General features: G+C 68.8%; 16 protein-coding genes. 2 read left to right on the top strand and 14 right to left on the bottom strand.

What is annotated here, in order from left to right:
* Positions 1 to 12: 12 nt before the first annotated feature.
* The 4 genes from ACT53O_RS05970 to ACT53O_RS05955 form a co-directional block, all read right to left on the bottom strand.
* Positions 13 to 780, bottom strand: coding sequence for a fumarylacetoacetate hydrolase family protein (locus ACT53O_RS05970; protein ID WP_039415594.1), 768 nt, complete (start codon positions 778 to 780; stop codon positions 13 to 15).
* Positions 777 to 1,907, bottom strand: a complete 1,131-nt coding sequence (locus ACT53O_RS05965; protein ID WP_036318360.1) for a branched-chain amino acid aminotransferase — start codon at positions 1,905 to 1,907, stop codon at positions 777 to 779. The genes ACT53O_RS05970 and ACT53O_RS05965 overlap by 4 nt, the downstream gene beginning before the upstream one ends.
* Positions 1,908 to 1,956: 49 nt before the next feature.
* A complete protein-coding gene (locus ACT53O_RS05960) occupies positions 1,957 to 3,009 on the bottom strand; it encodes a 3-isopropylmalate dehydrogenase (RefSeq protein WP_036318361.1) in 1,053 nt (350 codons plus the stop codon).
* 69 nt (positions 3,010 to 3,078) lie between these two features.
* Positions 3,079 to 4,629 carry an MFS transporter gene (locus tag ACT53O_RS05955; protein WP_476151582.1) on the bottom strand — a complete coding sequence of 517 codons (1,551 nt, stop codon included), beginning with the start codon at positions 4,627 to 4,629 and terminating at the stop codon, positions 3,079 to 3,081.
* A gap of 64 nt (positions 4,630 to 4,693) precedes the next feature.
* On the opposite strand from ACT53O_RS05955, the gene ACT53O_RS05950 reads away from it, so the two are divergent.
* Positions 4,694 to 5,236, top strand: coding sequence for a TetR/AcrR family transcriptional regulator (locus ACT53O_RS05950; protein WP_347417252.1), 543 nt, complete (start codon positions 4,694 to 4,696; stop codon positions 5,234 to 5,236).
* Between the two features lie 138 nt (positions 5,237 to 5,374).
* Here the strand turns inward: ACT53O_RS05950 and serA are convergent, their stop codons facing one another.
* The 10 genes from serA to otsA form a co-directional block, all read right to left on the bottom strand.
* A complete protein-coding gene (gene serA, locus ACT53O_RS05945) occupies positions 5,375 to 6,979 on the bottom strand; it encodes a phosphoglycerate dehydrogenase (protein ID WP_036318364.1) in 1,605 nt (534 codons plus the stop codon).
* 104 nt (positions 6,980 to 7,083) lie between these two features.
* Positions 7,084 to 7,437: a bacitracin resistance protein gene (locus ACT53O_RS05940; RefSeq protein WP_294944086.1), complete on the bottom strand. Its 354-nt coding sequence runs from the start codon at positions 7,435 to 7,437 to the stop codon at positions 7,084 to 7,086.
* Complete coding sequence (locus ACT53O_RS05935; protein WP_112931352.1) at positions 7,434 to 7,949, bottom strand: DNA polymerase III subunit gamma/tau; 516 nt, start codon at positions 7,947 to 7,949, stop codon at positions 7,434 to 7,436. Before ACT53O_RS05935 ends, ACT53O_RS05940 begins: the two co-directional genes overlap by 4 nt.
* Positions 7,946 to 8,671 carry a copper homeostasis protein CutC gene (locus ACT53O_RS05930; RefSeq protein WP_294944083.1) on the bottom strand — a complete coding sequence of 242 codons (726 nt, stop codon included), beginning with the start codon at positions 8,669 to 8,671 and terminating at the stop codon, positions 7,946 to 7,948. The genes ACT53O_RS05935 and ACT53O_RS05930 overlap by 4 nt, the downstream gene beginning before the upstream one ends.
* A gap of 103 nt (positions 8,672 to 8,774) precedes the next feature.
* A complete protein-coding gene (gene ilvC / locus ACT53O_RS05925; protein WP_476151581.1) occupies positions 8,775 to 9,800 on the bottom strand; it encodes a ketol-acid reductoisomerase in 1,026 nt (341 codons plus the stop codon).
* Positions 9,801 to 9,871: 71 nt separating this feature from the next.
* Positions 9,872 to 10,381 (bottom strand): acetolactate synthase small subunit, encoded by a 510-nt coding sequence (gene ilvN, locus ACT53O_RS05920; protein ID WP_036290481.1) that lies wholly within the window; start codon positions 10,379 to 10,381, stop codon positions 9,872 to 9,874.
* Position 10,382: 1 nt separating this feature from the next.
* Positions 10,383 to 12,182, bottom strand: coding sequence for an acetolactate synthase large subunit (locus ACT53O_RS05915; protein WP_476151580.1), 1,800 nt, complete (start codon positions 12,180 to 12,182; stop codon positions 10,383 to 10,385).
* 59 nt (positions 12,183 to 12,241) lie between these two features.
* Positions 12,242 to 13,948, bottom strand: a complete 1,707-nt coding sequence (gene ilvD / locus ACT53O_RS05910) for a dihydroxy-acid dehydratase (RefSeq protein ID WP_112931348.1) — start codon at positions 13,946 to 13,948, stop codon at positions 12,242 to 12,244.
* A gap of 9 nt (positions 13,949 to 13,957) precedes the next feature.
* Positions 13,958 to 14,737, bottom strand: coding sequence for a trehalose-phosphatase (gene otsB, locus ACT53O_RS05905; RefSeq protein WP_476151579.1), 780 nt, complete (start codon positions 14,735 to 14,737; stop codon positions 13,958 to 13,960).
* Positions 14,734 to 16,125: an alpha,alpha-trehalose-phosphate synthase (UDP-forming) gene (gene otsA, locus ACT53O_RS05900; protein ID WP_112932864.1), complete on the bottom strand. Its 1,392-nt coding sequence runs from the start codon at positions 16,123 to 16,125 to the stop codon at positions 14,734 to 14,736. The genes otsB and otsA overlap by 4 nt, the downstream gene beginning before the upstream one ends.
* Before the next feature lie 70 nt (positions 16,126 to 16,195).
* Between otsA and ACT53O_RS05895 the strand changes: the two genes are divergently transcribed.
* Positions 16,196 to 16,450 (top strand): hypothetical protein, encoded by a 255-nt coding sequence (locus ACT53O_RS05895; protein ID WP_135949099.1) that lies wholly within the window; start codon positions 16,196 to 16,198, stop codon positions 16,448 to 16,450.
* Positions 16,451 to 16,453 lie beyond the last annotated feature (3 nt).

Here is a 16,453-nt window from a genome sequence, read left to right as displayed (position 1 = left end):
GCGCCAGGGCGCTCACGCGTTTCGCGCGGTGTTGCGCAGCGTGCCCAGGCCCGTGATCTCGATCTCGATGGTCTGGCCCGCGTCGAATGGCCCGATGCCAGCCGGCGTACCGGTGAGGATCACATCCCCCGGCAGCAGCGTGAACGCGGCCGAGGCGTAGGCGATGATCTCCGGCACCGAGTGCACCATGTCGGAGATCGGGCCATCCTGGCGCACGTCGCCGTCCACCCGCGTCACGATGCGCGCGCCGCCCTCGAGGTCGAACTCCGTCTCGATCGCCGGACCGAGCGGGCAGAACGTGTCGAACCCCTTGGCGCGCGCCCACTGCCCATCCGACTTCTGCAGATCACGCGCGGTCACGTCGTTGCCGATCGTGTACCCGAACACGTAATCGAGCGCAGCGGATGCCGGGACATTCTTGGCCACACGGCCGATCACGATCGCGAGCTCGCCCTCGAAATCGGTGCGCTCGGACTGCGAAGGCCGCACGATCGCATCTCCCGGTCCGATCACCGCGGTGTTCGGCTTCAGGAACAGCAGCGGCGCGGCCGGAGCCTCGCCGCCCATCTCGGCGGCGTGGTCGCGGTAGTTCTTGCCGACGCAGACGATCTTCGAGCGCGGGATGACAGGAGCGAGCAGCGCGACCTCACCGAGCGGAACCCGCTCCCCCGTCGTCTCGAAACCCGCGAACAACGGATCACCCGCCAAGACGACCAGCTCGGTCTCGTCGACGATGCCGAAGCGGATCGCCTCGTTGTGGCTGAAACGGACGATCCTCACGCGGCCGGCTCCGCATCGGTCACCGGCTCGTCGAGACGCACGAGCCAGCCGTGCGTGTCGTCGCGACGCCCGTACTGGATGTCGGTGAGCTCGTCGCGCAGCGACTGGGCGAGCGGGCCGAGGGGCTGCTCGTCGACGAAGTCGCGCCCCTTCAGCACACCGATCGGAGCGACGACGGCGGCGGTGCCACATGCGAACACCTCGACGATCTCGCCGGAGGCGACACCCGAACGCCACTCGTCGATCGAGACCGCGCGGCCCTCGATCTTGTGGCCGCGGTCGGCAGCGAGCTGCAGGATCGAGTCGCGTGTGATGCCTTCGAGGATCGAGTCCGACTGCGGCGTCACGATCGTGCCGTCCTTGTAGACGAACACGACGTTCATCCCGCCCAGCTCTTCCACGTTGCGATCCTGGTCGAGGAAGACGACCTGGTCGCAGCCCTGCTCGTACGCCTCCGCCTGCGGCAGCAGGCTGGCGGCGTAGTTGCCGCCCGTCTTCGCCGCGCCCGTGCCGCCCTTGCCCGCGCGCGCATAGTCCTCGCTGAGCCAGATCGACACCGGCTTGGCGCCGCCCTTGAAGTACGCGCCGACCGGTGAGGCGATCACGTAGTAACCGACCTTGTTCGCCGGACGCACACCCAAGAACGCCTCCTTGGCGAACATGAACGGGCGCAGGTAGAGGCTCTGGTCGGCGCCGGAGGGCACCCAGGCGCCGTCGACGGCGATGAGCGCCTTCAAGGACTCGATGAAGTACTCCACCGGCAGCTCGGGAAGCGCCAGGCGTCGTGCGCTGCGCTGCAGGCGACGACCGTTCTGATCGGGACGGAAGGTCCACACGGAACCGTCGGCATGCCGGTAGGCCTTGATGCCCTCGAAGATCTCCTGCCCGTAATGCAGCACGGCGGCAGCGGGGTCGAGCGACAGCGGGCCGTAGGGCTGCACGCGGGGACGGTGCCACCCGCCGCGCACCGACCAGCAGATGTCGACCATGTGGTCCGTGAAGGTCGTTCCGAAGGCAGGATCGGCGAGCAGCTGCTCGCGCTCCGCAGCGGACTTCGCAGCGAGGTTGCGGGTGACCGCGAACTCCAGAGGGGCGAGTCCGGCGTCGGGTTCGTAGATGAGGCTCATGTCGTGTCCTGAGGGTGTGAGCGGTCGGCGTACGTGCGGCGGTTCCAGGCTACGCCTGCACCGCGGCGGCGATGGCGTCGCCGACCTGAGCGGTGGCGCGGGGTGCGGAGCCCCTGTGGGCGATGTCCTCCTCGACGGCGCGGGTGACGCGCGCGGCTTCGTCGGCGAGCCCGAGATGATCGAGCATGAGGGCGACGGAGAGGATCGCGGCCGTGGGGTCGGCCTTCTGCTGTCCCGCGATGTCCGGCGCCGAGCCGTGCACGGGCTCGAACATCGAGGGGAACGCGCCGTCGGGGTTGATGTTTCCCGAAGCGGCGAGGCCGATGCCTCCGGTGACGGCGCCGGCCAAGTCGGTGAGGATGTCGCCGAAGAGGTTGTCGGTGACGATCACGTCGAAGCGGCCCGGGTTCGTGACCAGATAGATGGTGGCCGCGTCGATGTGCACATAGTCTACGGTCACCTCGGGGTGCTCCGATGCCACGGCATCCACGATCCGCTTCCACATCCCGCCGGCGTGCACCAGGACGTTCGTCTTGTGCACGAGGGTCACCTTCTTGCGGCGGCGCTCGGCATGAGCGAACGCGTACCGGACGACGCGCTCGATGCCGAAGGCCGTGTTGACCGACGTCTCGTTGGCCACCTCGTGCGGTGTCCCGGTGCGGATGGAACCGCCGTTACCGACGTAGGGTCCCTCCGTGCCCTCCCGGACCACGACGAAGTCGATCTCACCGGGATCGGCAAGCGGCCCCGGCGCTCCCGCATACAGCTTCGAAGGACGCAGATTGACGTAGTGATCCAGCGAGAACCGCAGCTTCAACAGCAGCCCACGCTCGATGTTCGCGTCCTTCAGACGCGGATCGCCCGGTACGCCCCCGACGGCACCGAGCAGGATCGCGTCGTGTGCGGCGATGGCGGCCAGATCATGGTCCGTGAGCGTGTCTCCCGTCTCGAGGTAGCGCGCCGCCCCGAGGGAGAAGCGCGTCTTGTCGAAGGTGACCTCGGATGCCGCGGTCACGGCGTCGAGCACCTTCTCCGCCTCTGCGACGACCTCCGGACCGATGCCGTCACCGGGGATGACGGCCAGCTTGATCACACGCGACATGGAACTCCTCGACACAGCTCGTACTCGGGCATGCGCGGCGCCGTCGGTGCGGACGTCCGTGAGGACGGATCAGTGCTCGACGTGGGCGCTGCGCGACCCCTTCAGCGTAGTGGCCGCGATGACCGCTGCGATGGCGACGAGCACGGCTCCGATCACCGCGGTGATGCCGACACCCGCGTCGAAAGCGTGAGCCGCCGCCGTGCGCAGCGCATCGGCCGTGGCACCGTCCAGGGCGCCCGCGACGGTCATCGCGCCCGCCAGGGTCTCGCGCGCGGCATCCGCCGTGGCACCCTCGACACCCGCAGGGAGCACGATGCCCGTGCGATACGCGGCTGTCAGGATGCCGCCGAGCACCGCCGTGCCCAAGACGGCGCCCAGCTCGTAGGCCGTCTCCGACACGGCGCTGGCCGCGCCGGCCTTCGCCGGCGGCGCACTGGCGAGAATGAGCTCGTTCGACACCGTCTCGGCGGCACCGATGCCGATGCCCAGCAGCACGAAGGCGGCGATCAGCAGCGCCAGGGCGCCGTCTCCGACCGCGCCGGGAACGAGCAGGTAGGCGATGACCGAGAACGACAGTGCGATCGGAACGATCACGCGCGCCGAGACGCGGCGGGCGATCGGCACGACGAGCAGTCCGGCGACGATCATCGCCGCCATGCCGGGAACGAGCGCGAATCCCGCCTCCATCGGCGACAGACCGACGATGAGCTGCAGATGCTGCGCGACGAAGTACAGGAAGCCCACGAGAGAGACGACGCTGAGCAGGTTCACCAGCAGCGCGCCGCTGAAGGTGCCACGGGCGAACAGCCGCATGTCGAGCATCGGCTGCGCGGAAGCGAGCTGACGGCGAACGAACACGACACCGAAGCCGAGCCCGGCGATCGTCAGCACCACCGGGAGCACGCCGAAGCCGTGCACCGCGACCTCCTTGATCGCGTAGACGATCGGCACCATCGTCAACATCGACAGAGCGATGCTGATCGGGTCGATGCGTCCAGGGCGCGGATCACGGCTCTCGGGCACCAGCAGCGGCGCCAGGATCAGCAGCGGCACGAGAACCGGCACCGACATGAGGAAGACCGAGCCCCACGCGAAGTGCTCGAGCAGGATCCCGCCGACGATCGGCCCCAGGGCCGCCCCCGCGGAGAACATCGACGCCCATACCGCGATCGCCATGCGGCGCTGGTCGCGGTCGGTGAAGATGCTGCGCAGCAGCGACAGGGTCGACGGCATCAGCATCGCGCCGAACACGCCCATACCGGCACGTGCGGCGATGAGCCAGGCGGCGCTGGGCGCGAAGGCGGCCAGCACCGACACCGCGGCAAAGCCGGTCGCGCCGATCAGCAGCATCCGTCGACGCCCGAAGCGGTCGCCGACCGTGCCCATCGTCACCAGGAGCCCCGCGAGCACCAGCGGATAGGCGTCGATGATCCACAGCTGCTGGGCGCTGGAGGGGTTCAGGCTCAGGGCGATGTCGGGCAGGGCGAAGCTCAGCACCGTGTTGTCCACAGAGACGAGCAGAACCGGCAGCATCAGCACGATCAGTGCGAGCCAGCCGCGCCATCCCACGCGCTTCCCGTTCGACTCGGCCAGGGTGATCTCTTCAGTCAGTGTCATCATTTGTAAACCGTCCAGCCGGTATAGTAACAGACATGGATGCCGCTCGCTGGATACGATCGAGACCATGAGTCGCCCTCCCCTGGCCCGCGAGAAGGTGCTCGACGCCTTCGAGGCGATCCTCGTCGACGAGGGCGAGCGAGCGGCGACGATCGATGCGACGGCGCGGGCCGCGGGTGTCTCCAAAGGCGGCCTGCTCTACCACTTCGCCTCGAAGGAGATGCTCGAGGCAGGTCTCATCGAACGCCTCCAGACCCTCGTCGACGAGGACGTCGCGGCGATGTCGACCTACCCGGGCGGCCCCATCGCCCACTATCTGCATTCATCGGTCATGTCGAACGACCCGATCGACCGCGTCATCCTCGCCACCTCCCGCCTGGCTCAGGGCGGCAACGGCCAAGCCGCGGAAGCACTGCGCGAGGTCAGGGAGAAGTGGGCGGACGCCCTGCGTCCGTACGCTCCCGACGGCGCCGCCCTCGATCTCGTGATGCTCGTGGGCGACGGCCTGTACTTCAACAACGCGCTGTCGGGCGGATCGATCCCGGGGCCGGTCCCCCGCGGCGACGCGCTGGACGCGCTGGTCGCTCTCGTGGAGCGCGCGGTCCGCTGACCCCGCACGCATCCTGCCGAGCCGCCACGTTCTCACCGAGCCGCTATGGTGCCGCGCGCCAAACCATAGCGGCTCGGAGAGGTCATGGCGGCTCGACGACGGGATGCCGTGGCGCCCCGGCGCCCCGCGGGCGCGGGATCAGGCTTCGACGATCTCCAGCTGACGGAAGAGGTCGGCGCCGATGGCCTCGCGGGTGTCGTCGAGGATCGCGTCCGGCACGGGCTGATCGACCGTGAGCACCGAGAGAGCGCGACCCGAGGCGTCGGGCTGAGCGACGAACAGACCGGCGATGTTGATCCCCGCCTCACCGAGCTTCTGCCCGTAGATCGCGACGATGCCCGGGCGGTCCGCATAGCGCATGAGGATGTGGTGCTTGTCGATCGGCACCTCGATCTCGTAGCCGTTGATGCCGACGATCTTCGGGACCATCCGCGTGCCGGCAAGCGTTCCGGCCACCTCGAGCACGGTGCCGTCCGAAAGGGTGCCGCGCAGGATCGTGATGTTGCGGTACAGCGGGCTGTCCGCCTCGACGATCAGGCGCGTCTCGATGCCGCGCTGCTCGGCGAACAGCGGCGCATTCACGTACGACACGTTCTCGCTGACGATCTTCGTGAAGATGCCCTTCAGCGCCGCGAGGCGGTACACGCTCACGTCGTACGCAGCGAGCTCGCCGCGCACCTCGATGTCGAGGCTCGTGAGGGCGCTGGTCGCAAGGCCCGAGAAGACCTGTCCGAGCTGCTCGACGAGGGCGATGCCGGGACGCACGAACGGGTCGATGACGCCGCCGGCGACGTTGACGGCGTCGGGCACGAGGTCGCCTTCGAGGGCGAGCTTGACCGAACGGGCCACCGAGATGCCGGCCTTCTCCTGCGCTTCATCGGTCGAGGCACCCAGATGCGGGGTGACGACGACGTTCGGCAGCGACAGCAGCGGGAACGCGGTGCCGTCGGCCTTCGGCGGCTCGCTCGTGAACACGTCGAGGCCGGCGCCGGCGATCTCGCCCGTGGTCAGCGCTGTGTGCAGCGCCTCCTCGTCGATGAGCCCGCCACGCGCGACATTCACCACGTACGCGGTCGGCTTCATCAGCGCGAACTGCGCCGCGCCGATCATGCCCGTCGTCTCGGGCGTCTTCGGCATGTGGATCGTGACGAAGTCGCTCTGCGCGAGCAGGTCGTCCAAGCTCAGCAGCGTCACACCGAGCTGCTGTGCGCGCGTCGGCGTGACGTACGGGTCGTACGCCACGACACTCACGCCGAATGCCTGCAGACGCGCGGCGATGAGGGCGCCGATGCGGCCGAGGCCGATGATGCCGACCGTCTTCTCGAAGAGTTCCGTGCCCGTGAAGGAGCTGCGCTTCCACGCACCGGCGGCGAGCGAGGCATGTGCGGCCGGGATGTGCCGGGCAAGGCTGAGGATGTGCCCGATCGTCAACTCGGCCGCCGAGATGATGTTGGAGGTCGGCGCGTTGACGACCATGACGCCGGCCGCCGTGGCGGCCTTGATGTCGACGTTGTCCAGTCCGACGCCGGCGCGCGCGACGACCTTGAGCACGGGAGCCGCGGCGATCGCCTCGGCATCCACCTTCGTCGCCGACCGGATCAGGATGGCGTGGGCGTCGGCCAGCGCCGACAGGAGCGCGGGACGGTCGGTGCCGTCGACCTGACGGACATCGAAGTCCGGCCCCAGGGCGTCGATCGTGGCGGGTGAGAGTTCTTCGGCGATGAGGACGACAGGCTTGGACACAGCGGCAGGACCTTTGCGCAGGATCGGAGCGGGTGGAAGGATGCCAGCCTACCGGTCGCACCGCACCGCCCCCGACCGTGTGACGACCGGGGAAAAGCGATCCCTCAGCCGAGCATCGAGGAGCCGGACGGTCCGACCGTGTACGTCAGGATGTTCAGCCAGAACACCGCGACGACGCAGAGACCGGCGATGAGGACGAGCGCGAACTCCCACCACGTCCGCCGCCAGCCGACGGCGAAGGCGACGCCGAACGCGATCAGCGGGAACAGAACCGACAGCAGCAGCACGAACCAGCCGTAGGCGTTCAGCGGCTGCGCGCCGGAGGCCGCCTGCGAGAGGAAGCCGACGGCGTTCCACACGAAATAGGCGTAGAACAGGCCGAACACGACCGAGATGGCGACGATCAGCCAGGTGGGCAGCACACGCGTCCGCGGCGGGGTGGGAGCACTCGTGGTCATCGTCCCACCGCCCCGACGAGGATGAACGGCCACGGCACGAGCAGCGCGAGCCCGCCGACCAACAGCAGCACGCGTACCCACGCCTTCGCGGCGCGCGTCAGGACGAACACCGTGAGGAACCAGACCGGCGCCGCTGCGACGGCCAGCCACAGGGCCGCCGCGTATCCCACCGGGCTCACCAGGAACTCCGCCGTGCCCTGCAGGCGCAGGCCGCCGATGATCCAGCCGATCGTGAAGAGCAGGTAGGCACCGGCCAGGATGCCGAGCGTCACGAGCATCGCGTTCGACATCTGCGTCGGCTCATCGGGCATCGTGACGGTGCCGTCCGCGTCGATGTGGCCGACGGTGGCGCTGCCCTTGCCGACGGCGGTGAATCCGTCGGGAAGCACGGCCGGTTCCGGCTCGGGCGCCGGCTCGGGCGTCGACTCGACGGTGGGACGGTGTCCCACGTCGAGAGTGGGATCGTCGTCGCCGTCCCAGGTCAGGGCGTCGTCATCACGTGGCGTGCTCACTCCGAAAGCGTACTGCGCACCGCGGCCGCAGCTGCCGCCACCACGAGCGGGTCGGTGGCGTCGTGGCCGCCCGCTCCTCCCCCGGGCCCGGACGGGACGTCGAGACCGGTGACGGCCCGGGCGGACAGATGCACGGCGTCGACGCCCGCGTCCGCGATACGCGCGATGTCGCCCACGCGGATGCCGCCGCCGGCCATGATCTCGACACCGGTGCCCGCCGAGACCAGACGTCGCAGCACCTCCGTGCCGTCAACCGATCGCGCGGCCCCGCCCGAGCTCAGCACACGGTCGACACCGGCCGCGGCGAGCCCATCGAGAATGGCGAGCGGCGAATCTGCCGCGTCGATCGCCCGGTGGAAGACGAGCGTGCCGTCGCCGGCGGCGTCTCTCCACCTGCGCAGCGCCGCCGCGTCGAGGTGCCCGTCGCGAGTCAACGCGCCGACGACGACACCCGCCGCCCCGGCGGCCCTCACCGCGTGGATGTCGGCGGCGACGAGGGCGATCTCGTCGTCGTCGTAGACGAATCCTCCCGCGCGGGGACGCACGAGGACGTTCACGCGTTCCCCGCCGACAGCGGCGACCGTCATCTCCACCAGCGCGATCGACGGCGTGAGCCCACCGACAGCCAGCGCCTGGCAGAGCTCGAGCCGGTCCGCTCCTGCGTCGATGGCGGCGCGGGCGCCCGCGACATCCTGAACGGCGATCTCCAACGCGACGGTCATCCTGTCACGCTAGCAAGCGAAAGGCCCGGCCCCCTTGTGTGGGGGCCGGGCCGGTGTGGCTTTCGCAAGCCTTCTCGGCGGGTGTGCCGAGGTCTGGACGAGGTCAGCGCGCGGCGGAGCCCTCGGTGTAGTCGGCGTCCTGCTGCTTCCACGCGAACAGGGCGCGCAGGTCCTTGCCCACGGCCTCGATCGGGTGGGCGGCGGCCTTCGCACGCAGCTCCTGGAACTCGGGCGCACCGGCGTCCTGGTCACCGATGAAGCGCTCGGCGAAAGCGCCGGACTGGATGTCGGCCAGAACGCCCTGCATGTTCTCCTTGACGCGCGGGTCGATGACACGCGGGCCCGAGACGTAGTCGCCGTACTCGGCGGTGTCGGAAACCGACCAGCGCTGCTTGGCGATTCCGCCCTCCCACATGAGGTCGACGATGAGCTTGAGCTCGTGCAGCACCTCGAAGTACGCGATCTGCGGCTGGTAGCCGGCCTCGGTCAGCGTCTCGAAGCCGTACTGGACGAGCTGGGACACGCCACCGCAGAGCACGGCCTGCTCACCGAACAGGTCGGTCTCGGTCTCTTCGGTGAACGTGGTCTTGATGACGCCGGCGCGCGTGCCGCCGATCGCCTTCGCGTACGACAGCGCGGTCTCCCAGGCGTGGCCAGACGCGTCGCGCTCGACGGCGATGATGTCCGGGATGCCGCGGCCGGCGACGAACTCGCGACGCACGGTGTGCCCCGGCGCCTTCGGGGCGACGAGGATCACGTCGACACCCTCGGGGGCGTCGATGTAGCCGAAGCGGATGTTGAAGCCGTGGGCGAAGGCCAGGGTCTTGCCGGCCGACAGGTTCGGCAGGATGCTCTCGCTGTAGATGCCGCGCTGGTGCTGGTCGGGCGCGAGGATCATGATCAGGTCGGCCCATGCGGTGGCATCGGCGACGTTCTTCACCTCGAAGCCGTCCTCCTGGGCCTTCGCGATCGACTTCGAGCCGTCCTTGAGCGCGATGAAGACCTCGACGCCCGAGTCGCGGAGGTTCTGCGCGTGCGCGTGACCCTGCGAGCCGTAGCCGACGATCGCGACCTTCTTGTTCTGGATGACGGACAGGTCGGCGTCGGAGTCGTAGAAGATCTCAGCCATGGTGTGTGTTTCTCCTTGATTTCTTTCCGGTCATTGAGCGGGCGCAGCGAGTCGAGGCGCCCGTGAGGGAATCAGCCGCGCAGGACGCGTTCGGTGATGGACTTGCCGCCGCGGCCGATGGCCAACAGGCCCGACTGGGCGAGCTCCTTGATGCCGAACGGCTCGAGGGCGCGAAGGATGGCGTCGATCTTGCCGCGATCACCCGTGACCTCGACGACGAGGGCGTCCGTCGCATAGTCGACCACGGACGCACGGAAGAGGTTCACGACCTCGATCACGTTGGAGCGCGTCTGGTTGTCGGCGCGCACCTTGATCAGCATATGTTCGCGCTGTACGGACGCCGCCGGCTCCAGTTCGACGATCTTGATGACGTTGATCAGCTTGTTCAGCTGCTTGGTCACCTGCTCCAGCGGGAGCTCCTCGACGTCGACGACGACCGTGATGCGCGACAGGCCGGGCACCTCGGTGACGCCCACCGCGAGCGACTCGATGTTGAAGCCGCGGCGGGCGAACAGGCCGGCCACCCGGGTCAGCAGACCCGGCTTGTTCTCGACCAGAAGACTCAGGACATGACGGCTCATCTCAGTCCTCCCCGTCGAAGCTGGGCGCATGATCGCGGGCGTACTGGACGAAGCTGTTGCTGACGCCCTGCGGGACCATCGGCCACACCATCGCGTCGGCCGACACGACGAAGTCGATCACGACCGGTCGATCGTTCGTCTCGAGTGCCAGCGTGATGGCGGCATCCACCTCTTCGAGCTTCTCCACACGGATGCCGAGGCAGCCATAGGCCTCCGCGAGCTTCACGAAATCGGGCACGCGCACCGTCCCGTGACCCGTGTTGAGATCGGTGTTGGAGTGACGTCCCGAGAAGAACAGCGTCTGCCACTGGCGCACCATGCCGAGGCTCGAGTTGTTGATGATCGCGACCTTGATCGGGATGTCGTTCAGCACGCACGTGGCCAGTTCCTGATTCGTCATCTGGAAGCAGCCGTCGCCGTCGATCGCCCACACGACGCGGTCGGGCTCGGCGACCTTGGCGCCCATCGCGGCCGGTACCGAGTAGCCCATCGTTCCGGCACCGCCGGAGTTGAGCCACGCGTTGGGGCGCTCGTAGCCGATGAACTGCGCCGCCCACATCTGATGCTGTCCGACGCCGGCGGCGTAGACGGCCTCGGGCCCGGTGAGCTCGCCGATGCGCTTGATGACGTACTGCGGAGCAAGGAGGCCGTCCTCCGGCTCGGCGTAGCCCAGCGGGAACTCGGTGACCAGACCATCCAGGTACGACCACCACTCCGCAATGTCGGGCGTGTGATCGGCGCGGGCGCTCTGGAAGGCGGCATCCAGGTCGACGAGCACCTCCTTCAGATCCCCCACGATCGGCACGTCGGCCGTGCGGATCTTCGAGATCTCCGCCGGGTCGATGTCGACGTGGACGACCTGCGCGTTCGGCGCGAACTCGTCGGCCTTTCCGGTGACGCGGTCGTCGAAGCGCGCGCCCAGGGCGACGATCAGATCGGACTCCTGCAGGGCGAGCACCGCGGGCACCGTGCCGTGCATCCCGGGCATGCCGAGGTTCTGCGGGTGAGAGTCGGGGAACGCTCCGCGCGCCATCAGAGTCGTGACGACGGGGGCGCCGGTCGCTTCGGCGAACACGCGCAGCTCCGCCGCGGCACGGGCGCGGATGACGCCGCCGCCGACGTACAGCACGGGCTTCTTCGCATGCGCGATCAGCTGCGCCGCCGCCTGGATCTGCTTGCCGTGGGCCTTCGTCACGGGGCGATATCCGGGCAGCTCGATCTTCGGGGGCCACACGAACGGTGCCGAGGCCTGCTGCGCATCCTTCGTGATGTCGACGAGGACGGGTCCGGGCCGGCCCGTCGAGGCGATCTCGAACGCCGCCGCGATCGCGGCGGGAATCTCCTCGGCGGTCTTGACCAGGAACGAGTGCTTCGTGATCGGCATGGTGATGCCGACGATGTCCGCCTCCTGAAAGGCGTCGGTGCCCATGAGGTGGCTGAACACCTGGCCGGTGATGCAGACCAGCGGGACCGAATCCATGTAGGCGTCGGCGATGGCGGTGACGAGGTTGGTCGCGCCCGGACCGGACGTCGCGATCGCCACGCCCGTGCGTCCGGATGCAGCGGCATATCCCTCCGCCGCGTGGCCGGCGCCCTGCTCGTGACGGACGAGGATGTGGCGCACCGCCTCATCGTCCATCAGGGGGTCGTACACGGGCATGATGGCGCCGCCGGGCAGACCGAAGACGTCCGTGACCCCGAGCATGTCCAGGGATCGGACGACGGCCTGGGCGCCGGTCATCACAGGAGCGGCAGCTCCGCGGGCAGGTGGTCGCGGCACGGCCGCGGTGTCGAGAGACATAGTGGTACCTCGGGTGTCAGATGCGTGTGAGGGCGGCTTCCCGCCCTGGTGTCACGGCCTCAGCCGGTCGTCGCGCCCTCCGCTGCGGAGCGCACGAGTTTCGAGTACTTGGCCAGAACGCCACGGGTGTAGCGCGGGGGAAGCGGCTCCCAGCCGTCACGGCGGGAGTTCAGCTCTGCGTCGTCGACGAGTAGGTCGAGAGTGCGAGCCGCGATATCGACCCGTATCAGATCACCATCGCGCACGAAGGCGATAGGACCTGCGTCCACCGCTTCGGGTGCTATGTGGCCGATGCACAGGCCGGTTGTGCCGCCTGAGAATCTGCCGTCCGTCAAGAGTAGTACATCTTTTCCGAGCCCTGCGCCCTTGATCGCCGCCGTGATGGCGAGCATCTCGCGCATGCCGGGGCCGCCCTTCGGGCCCTCGTAGCGGATGACGATGACGCTGCCGGCGGCGATCTCGCCCGCCTCCAGGGCGTCCATCGCGGCGCGCTCCCGCTCGAACACCCGTGCAGGGCCCTCGAACACCGACGCGTCGAAGCCCGCGGTCTTCACGACCGCCCCTTCCGGGGCCAGCGAGCCGTGGAGGATCGTGATGCCGCCCGTGGCATGAATGGGGTCGTCAAAGGTGTGGATGACGGTGCCGTCGATCGGGTCGGGATCGAGCTCGGCGAGGTTCTCCGCGAGGGTCTTGCCGGTGACCGTGAGGGCGTCGCCGTGCAGCAGCCCCTCGTCGAGCATCGCTTTCATGATGACGGGAATGCCGCCGTGGCGGTCGACGTCGTTCATGACGAACTTCCCGAACGGCTTCATGTCCGCCACATGCGGGACCTTGTCGCCGATGCGGTTGAAGTCGTGCAGGCTGAGCTCCACCTCGGCTTCGCGGGCGATGGCGAGCAGGTGCAGCACGACGTTGGTCGAGCCGCCGAGGGCCATGGCCAGTGCGATGGCGTTCTCGAACGCCTCTTTGGTGAGGATGTCGCGCGTCGTGATGCCCTGACGCAGCAGGTTCACGACCGCTTCGCCGGAGCGGTGGGCGTAGTAGTCGCGGCGACGGTCCGCCGACGGCGGTGCGGCGGATCCGGGAAGGCTCAACCCCAGCGCCTCGGCGACGGAGGCCATCGTGTTCGCGGTGTACATGCCGCCGCACGCGCCCTCGCCGGGCGCGATCGCGCACTCGATGCGCTTGAGGTCCGCTTCGCTCATCTTCCCCGCGAGGCACGCGCCCACCGCCTCGAAGGAGTCGATGATCGTGACGTCCTTCTCCGTGCCGTCCGAGAGCTTCACCCAGCCGGGCGCGATGGAACCCGCGTAGAGGAACACACTGGAGAGATCGAGACGCGCCGAGGCCATGAGCATGCCGGGGATCGACTTGTCGCAGCCGGCGAGCAGGACGGTGCCGTCGAGCCGCTCGGCCATGACCACGGTCTCCACGGAGTCGGCGATGACCTCACGGGACACCAGCGAGAAATGCATCCCCTCGTGACCCATGGAGATGCCGTCGGACACGGAGATGGTGCCGAACTGCAGCGGGTACCCGCCGCCGGCGTGGACGCCCTCCTTGGCGCCCTGCGCGAGCCGGTCCAGGCTCAGATTGCACGGCGTGATCTCGTTCCAGCTGGAGGCGATGCCGATCTGGGGCTTGTCCCAGTCCTCATCGCCCATGCCGACGGCACGCAGCATGCCGCGGGAGGTCGTCGCCTCGATGCCGTCCGTGACGACACGACTGCGCGGCTTGATGTCGATGGTGGGATCGCTGTCCGGCATCCTCGAAGTCTATTCCCGCAGGGTGTCTCGATCGTGCGCGAGACGCGTCAACAACGACGCCAGTTCGGGGATGCCGGCCACACGGACACGCGCCGCCGTCTCCCCCGGCCCGACGCGCACGCCGACGTCGCCCGGCTCGAGACTGCGCAGGGCGTCCTCATCGGTGACGTCGTCGCCCGCGAACAGGACCGCGGTCGCTTCCGTCTGCGCCCGCAGGCGCGCCACCGCGCCGTCTTTGCCCTCCGCCCGGAAGGCGTACTCGAGGATGTCGTGCCCGTCGCGACGGCGCCACGTGGGCGCCTCGGCCTCCATGAGGCGAGCGATACCATCGTGCGCCGAGCGTGCGCCCGCAGAATCCGTCGCGAGACGCGTGTGCAGCGCGAACCCGAACTCCTTCGGCTCGATCCAGGCGCCCGGGACGCCGGCCGCGATCGCCTCGGCTCGAGCGCGCAGCCGGTCGCGCAGCGCCAGGAGCGCAACGTCGACCGTCGACGCGTCGTCGGAGCCGGACGGCGGCCATTGCTCCGCGCCGTGCGAACCCGCCAGCAGCAGAGGCGAGTCATCGTCGTGCTCGGCGATGATCCGCAGATCGCGCAGCGTGCGCCCGGACACGAGGGCGACGGTCGTCGCGGGAACGCGAGCGAGCGCGTCGACGGCGGCCCGTGCGGGGGCACTCATGCGTGCCGCCATCGGCTCGTCGATCAACGGCGCCAGGGTGCCATCGAAATCCAGGGCCACCAGAAGACGATCCGTGACCGCCAGGCGTGCCAGAGTGTCGTCGACGCTCACGACGTCGCCCTCACCGCATCGAGATCGCTGAGGAAACGCCGCGACCAGTCGGCGACGTCGTGGTCGCGCACGCGGCGGCGGAGGGCGCGCATGCGGCGCCCCTGTTCGGAGGGTGACATCTCGATCGCCGTCATGATGGCGTCCTTCAGTCCCTCGATGTCGTGCGGATTGACTTTCACCGCCTGCGACATCTCGTCGGCGGCGCCGGTGAACTCGCTGAGTACGAGCACGCCGCGTCCGTCGACGCGGCTGGCGACATACTCCTTCGCCACCAGGTTCATCCCGTCGCGAAGGGCGGTCACGAGCATCACGTCCGCCGCGAGGTACAGCGCGACCATCTCCTCCCGAGGATACGAGTGATGCAGGTAGCGGATGGCCGTGTGCCCGACGGTGTCGTGGTCGCCGTTGATGCGGCCGACCGTGAGCTCGATCTCGTCACGCAGCTGCATGTAGGCCGCGACGCGCTCCCTGCTCGGGCTCGCCACCTGCACGAGCGTGACGTCCTCGACATCGAGGCGGTGGTCCTCGAGAAGCTCTCCATACGCCTTCAGGCGGTGACCGATGCCTTTGGTGTAATCGAGACGGTCGACGCCGAAGAGGATCGTCTTCGGGTTGCCGAGGCTCTCCCGAATCTCGGCGGCCCGGGCCTGCACCTCCGGGCGGCGAGCCAGCTCGTCGTACAGGTCGGCGTCGATCGAGATGGGGTATGCCTTGGCGACGGCGGTGCGAACCGCGCCGTCGGGCTCGGGGACCCGGATCGCACCCGCCTTCGTCTCGAACCCCAGCTGGCGGCGCACGGCCGTGGCGAAGTTGCCGGCATCCTGCACCCGCTGGAACCCGATGACATCGGCCCCCAGAAGTCCCTCCAGCACCTGCTTGCGCCAGGGAAGCTGAGCGTAGATGCCGTATGCCGGGAACGGAATGTGGTGGAAGTAGCCGATCACCAGATCGGGCCGCAGCTCGCGCAGCATCCGCGGCACCAACTGCAGTTGATAGTCCTGCACCCAGACGACCGCGCCGTCCGCGGCAGTCGACGCCACCGCCTCGGCGAAACGGCGGTTGACGCGGACGTAGGCTTCCCACCACTCACGGTGGTAGGCCGGCGGCGAGATCACGTCGTGGTAGAGCGGCCAGATCGTGTCGTTGGAGAACCCCTCGTAATACAGCGCCACGTCCTCGGCGGACAATGCCACGGGCACGAGCGACATCCCCTCCAGCTCGAAGGGATCGATCTCGAGGTCGGCGGTGCCGGGCCAGCCCACCCACGCCCCGCCGGTGCGCTGCAGCACCGGTTCGAGAGCGGCGACCAAGCCGCCCGGCGAACGACGCCACCCACCCTCGACGCTCGGATCATGGTCGACGGGCAGGCGGTTGGACACGACGATCATGTCGGCCTCGGACTTCGGGTCGCTCACGCGGCTCCTCTCGGCAGGCGTTCTTCCAGGCTAACGTGGTCGCATGCGCAAGTACCTGTTCGGGACCGGGATCATCTCCGCCATGACCAGCGGCGTCGCGCTGCTGCGCGGCCTCCGTGGCGACGTGCCGTTCACGTGGCGTCAGGCGCTCGCGTGGCTGAGCTGGGGAATCACTCTGGCCCTGTCGATCGGCACGATCGTGGACACCTATCGCGCCTCCCGCGGACGGATCATCTCCACCGACTCCCCCGTGCGCGGGAGCGAGGAGAAGCTGCTGGCGAAGCGCCTGCAACGGTGAGCA

The organism is Microbacterium sp. DMC48 (genome assembly GCF_056313825.1).
This window is presented reverse-complemented; position numbering and strand designations above follow the sequence as displayed.

Bases quoted from the DNA above. Each gene is read 5' to 3' on its own strand.
- ACT53O_RS05965 (WP_036318360.1), bottom strand. From the start codon at position 1,907: ATGAGCCTCATCTACGAACCCGACGCCGGACTCGCCCCTCTGGAGTTC.
- ACT53O_RS05960 (WP_036318361.1), bottom strand. From the start codon at position 3,009: ATGTCGCGTGTGATCAAGCTGGCCGTCATCCCCGGTGACGGCATCGGT.
- ACT53O_RS05955 (WP_476151582.1), bottom strand. From the start codon at position 4,629: ATGATGACACTGACTGAAGAGATCACCCTGGCCGAGTCGAACGGGAAG.
- ACT53O_RS05950 (WP_347417252.1), top strand. From the start codon at position 4,694: ATGAGTCGCCCTCCCCTGGCCCGCGAGAAGGTGCTCGACGCCTTCGAG.
- ACT53O_RS05940 (WP_294944086.1), bottom strand. From the start codon at position 7,437: ATGACCACGAGTGCTCCCACCCCGCCGCGGACGCGTGTGCTGCCCACC.
- ACT53O_RS05930 (WP_294944083.1), bottom strand. From the start codon at position 8,671: ATGACCGTCGCGTTGGAGATCGCCGTTCAGGATGTCGCGGGCGCCCGC.
- ilvC (WP_476151581.1), bottom strand. From the start codon at position 9,800: ATGGCTGAGATCTTCTACGACTCCGACGCCGACCTGTCCGTCATCCAG.
- ilvN (WP_036290481.1), bottom strand. From the start codon at position 10,381: ATGAGCCGTCATGTCCTGAGTCTTCTGGTCGAGAACAAGCCGGGTCTG.
- ACT53O_RS05915 (WP_476151580.1), bottom strand. From the start codon at position 12,182: ATGTCTCTCGACACCGCGGCCGTGCCGCGACCACCTGCCCGCGGAGCT.
- ilvD (WP_112931348.1), bottom strand. From the start codon at position 13,948: ATGCCGGACAGCGATCCCACCATCGACATCAAGCCGCGCAGTCGTGTC.
- otsA (WP_112932864.1), bottom strand. From the start codon at position 16,125: ATGATCGTCGTGTCCAACCGCCTGCCCGTCGACCATGATCCGAGCGTC.
- ACT53O_RS05895 (WP_135949099.1), top strand. From the start codon at position 16,196: ATGCGCAAGTACCTGTTCGGGACCGGGATCATCTCCGCCATGACCAGC.